Genomic DNA, 3,831 nt, shown 5'->3' with positions numbered 1-3,831 from the left:
GGTGCTCGGGGTCCACAGGACCTTGCCCGGCACGGCGGCGGAGCTGCTGGCGGTGGCCGTGCCGCAGGAGATCGCAAGCGTGGTGAGGGCCACGAGGCCGACGGCGGTCCTGCGGTGCTCGGACAGAAAGGACATGCCTCTCCCGGGTGAATGAGTGGCCGGAACGGACGCCGTCCGGGCCTGTCGGCCCGGACGCATGGAGCGATTCGACCACCTGACGGCCCGTGGGGCCAAGCAGGCCGACCGGCAGCGGCCCTTTCGGGCAACTCCACGGTCGGCCGGGCACCGGGGCAGCGACTCCGCCGCGGGGCCCGCGTCGTATGAGGAGGTGCCCTCGTCCAGGAGCGGCTCCTGCGTGCTCGTCGGGCAGAGGGCGATCACGGCTCGATGTCCGCCGGACCGGTCAGGCTCCGTCGGCCAGTCGACGGCCCTGCTCCAGGAAGGCCATGATGCCTACCACGCCGCCGAGTTGACTGATCGTCCGGGCGGCGCCGAAGGGCGCGTTCCAGAACGCACCCTGCGGCGGGGCGGGCGGGCCGACGTACGCGTACGGCTCCGGCTGGAACGCGTCGCCGGGTGAGATGCCGTAGTTCACCTCGCCGGCGGTCACCCCGATGTCGAAATGCTCGGGCCAGATGACCGGGTCCGCCCCCGCGAACAGCCCGCGCAGCGCGGCGTCGCCGAGCGCGAAGCAGTGCGCGAGCCGGCGGGCGGCGGACGGGTCCGCCTCGATGGCTTCGTCGGCGGCGATGCCCGGCCCGTCCTGGTACAGCCCGACGGGAGCACCGACGGTGAGCCCGAGGGCCGCGCCGAGCGCGCTGCAGGTGGTCCGTTCGAGGGACAGCACCTGCCCGGGCGCAACCAGCTCCGCGCCGATCACCCGCAGCTGCGGCTCGACGCTGGTGGCGAAACCGCCCGCACAGGCGCGCAGCCGGATCGTGCCGCCGGCCCGGTACTGGGGGCCGGCCAGGACCAGTTCGGCCACCGCGTGCAGGGCCCGGCGGGTGCGTACGACCGTCTCGGTGTCCATGAGGGCATGGTCTCCCAGGAGAGGGATCCGCGCGCGGTCCGGCAGGGACGACACAACCGTGGATCAGGCTCCGCCTGCCGCCGGCGGCGAGTTGCCCCGGGCGGCGAGGCAGGGAGCGCCATTCTGGTGATCCTCGGCTCGCTCGACGCTCCGGCCGCCACCGCGCCTGCTCCATCGCTCCGTCGGTCGACCGCGCGACGCGCTCCGGCAGCTCTGATCTGACATTCCGCATCGAGCCCACGGAAGGCCCGTCATGTCCGACGACAAGCATCGTGCCACCGCCGAAGCCATCCTCCCGCTCGTCGGGGGCCCCGCCAACATCCATTCCGTCGCCCACTGCATGACCCGGCTGCGGCTCGGCCTGCGCGACCGCTCCCTGGTGGACGAGGAGAAGCTCCGCGCCCTTCCCGCCGTACTGGGCGTCGTCGAGGACGACACCTGTCAGATCGTCCTCGGCCCGGGCGTCGTCGCCCGGGTGGCACCCGAACTCCAGGCGCTCCTCGACGGGCGGCGGGAGCGGGAGGACGACGGCGCCGCCCCGGGACCGGATGACGCCCGGGAGGGCCCCGGCACCGGTGCCGCCGTCGGCGCCGAGGACCTGGCCCGACGCGGGGCGGCGATCAGAGCGGAGGCCGGGGCCAGGAACGCGACCCCGGTCAAGCTCGTGCTCCGCCGGATCGCGAACGTCTTCGTGCCGCTGATCCCCGCGCTGATCGGCTGCGGCATCGTGGCCGGTGTCAACGGCGCGCTCACCAACCTCGGTTGGGCTCCCGGACTGGCGCCGGCCCTCACCGCCATCTCCTCCGGGTTCATGTCCCTGCTCGCCGTCTTCGTCGGCTACAACACGGCGAGGGAGTTCGGCGGCACACCCGTGCTCGGCGGCGCCGTGGCCAGTGTGACCGTCTACGCGGGGGTCTCCAAGGTGGAGATCTTCGGCCACCACCTCGCACCGGGCCAGGGCGGGGTGATCGGAGCGCTCGCCGCCGCGCTGCTGGCGGTCCGGGTCGAACGGTGGAGCCGGCGGGTGATGCCCGACGCCCTCGACGTCCTGCTCACTCCGACGGTCACCGTGCTCGTCACCGGCCTGGCCACCCTGTTCGGCCTGATGTTCGTCGCCGGAGAGGTCTCCAGGGCGATCGGCGTTCTCGCCACCTGGCTGCTGTCCCACGGCGGCGCCCTTGCCGGGCTGGTGCTCGGGGGTCTGTTCCTCCCCCTGGTCATGCTCGGCCTCCACCAGGCCCTGATCCCGATCCACACCACCCTGATCCAGCAGCAGGGCTCCACCGAGCTGCTGCCGATCCTCGCCATGGCCGGGGCCGGGCAGGTCGGCTGCGCCGTCGCCGTCTACCTGCGGCTGCGCGGCAACGCCTCGATCAGGGCGACCATCAGGTCCGCCCTGCCCGCGGGGTTCCTCGGCGTCGGCGAGCCGCTGATCTACGGGGTCTCGCTCCCCCTCGGGCGCCCGTTCGTCACGGCCTGTCTCGGCGGTGCCTGCGGCGGGGCCGTCGTGGGGCTGCTGGGCCAGCTCGGTGCCGCCATCGGCTCGACCGCCATCGGCCCCTCCGGCTGGGCGCTGTTCCCGCTGCTGACCGGCTCACGCGGCCTCGGGGTCAGCGCGGCCGTCTACGCCGCCGGTCTGGTGACCGGATACGCCACAGGCCTCCTGGCCACGTACTACTTCGGCTTCACCCGGAAGATGCTCGACGAGCTCGGCGCCCGCGCACCGAAGCACGGTCCGGCCACCGAGGCCGCCACCCAGGCCGACGCCCCCGGGCCCTTCGGCCCCGGCCTCGACTCACCTGCCGTCCCGGAGTCGTGAACGCGGGTGCGCAGCGCGAACGTCGTCATTCACGATGCCCGTCGACCGGTGTCTCCCAGGGTGGGTGACACCTCCACGACGGAACCCAACCACCCCATGTGACCGGCGCGCTGGGCGGCGCTCAGGCGCGGTACCAGGTGCGGGACCCTGCCCCGCGACCTCCGTGCGCGGACCGGGGACCGCAGAGCCGGCTGCGGGAGGCGGCGACCCGTCTCGAACACCTCCCGGCCACCCGGCACGGGAGGCCGTTGGCAGAGCGGCGCGACCGTCTTGTATGGTTTCTGGCGAATCATCCAGAGGGGTGGAGGGACCGGCCCTACGAAGCCCCGGCAACTCCCCGGCCACGTCGATGCCCGACCACGGGCCCGACCACCGGGATCAGTGCCAACTCCGGCCCGTCGCCAACGTGGCGCCGGGAAAGATGAGGAGAAGCGGTGCTTTCTCTGCCCTCCGTCGCCTGGGATCCGCGCGCGCTGAAGCGGCCCGCCCCGAGCGACGCCACCGGCCCGTCCGCCCCCGCGTCCCCGCACACGTCGTTCGCGGTACCGCTCACCGTGACCCGCGCCACGCCGCATGCCGGACGCCGCTCCACGGCGGGCGCCCCGGCGTGGGCCGCCACGCCGCCCCCCACCGCGGGCGCCCGCACGCGCTGACCGGACGCCCGCCCCGGGCCTCGGCCCCTCGGCCGCCGGGCGCGACGTGCTCTCCCCCACCCCTCCCCCACCCCTCCCCCGGCTCCGACCGGCGGCCCCGCGATGACGCGGGACGTGCCCCACCCGACACACCGCCGACGGCGCCGCGCGCCGGTACCGCCTGCCGCCACCGTGCGGCCGGCGGGTCAACCGCGCCTCGAAGAAAGAGACTTGGTACTACCCATGGACAACAGCAGCGGCGTCGGCGTTCTCGACAAGGCCGCTCTGGTGCTGAGCGCACTGGAGTCGGGCCCCGCCACGTTGGCGGGGCTGGTCGCCGCCACCGGTCT

The 3,831-nt window shown here is 74.2% G+C and carries 3 protein-coding genes, 1 pseudogene and 1 riboswitch; of the genes and pseudogenes, 3 read left to right on the top strand and 1 reads right to left on the bottom strand.

Features of this window, described 5'->3' with window-relative positions:
* Positions 1-403 precede the first annotated feature (403 nt).
* On the bottom strand, positions 404-1,030 hold the full coding sequence (locus ACIGZJ_RS36835; protein ID WP_396461377.1) for a hypothetical protein: 627 nt from the start codon (positions 1,028-1,030) through the stop codon (positions 404-406).
* 253 nt (positions 1,031-1,283) lie between these two features.
* Here ACIGZJ_RS36835 and ACIGZJ_RS36830 point away from each other — a divergent pair, with 253 nt between their 5' ends.
* The 3 genes and pseudogenes from ACIGZJ_RS36830 to ACIGZJ_RS36820 all read left to right on the top strand — a co-directional run.
* Positions 1,284-2,849 (top strand): PTS transporter subunit EIIC, encoded by a 1,566-nt coding sequence (locus tag ACIGZJ_RS36830; protein WP_396461376.1) that lies wholly within the window; start codon positions 1,284-1,286, stop codon positions 2,847-2,849.
* 286 nt (positions 2,850-3,135) lie between these two features.
* Positions 3,136-3,277: riboswitch (SAM riboswitch) on the top strand.
* A 6-nt stretch (positions 3,278-3,283) separates the two neighbouring features.
* Entirely contained in the window at positions 3,284-3,502 is a 219-nt protein-coding gene (locus ACIGZJ_RS36825) for a hypothetical protein (protein ID WP_396461375.1), read from the top strand.
* 222 nt (positions 3,503-3,724) lie between these two features.
* A pseudogene (locus tag ACIGZJ_RS36820) lies at positions 3,725-3,831 on the top strand (IclR family transcriptional regulator); the annotation flags it as partial.

This window comes from Kitasatospora sp. NPDC052868 (genome assembly GCF_044547105.1).
GTDB lineage: Bacteria > Actinomycetota > Actinomycetes > Streptomycetales > Streptomycetaceae > Kitasatospora.
The sequence above is the reverse complement of the archived record's forward strand: the minus strand, read 5'-3'. Positions and strand labels throughout refer to the sequence as shown.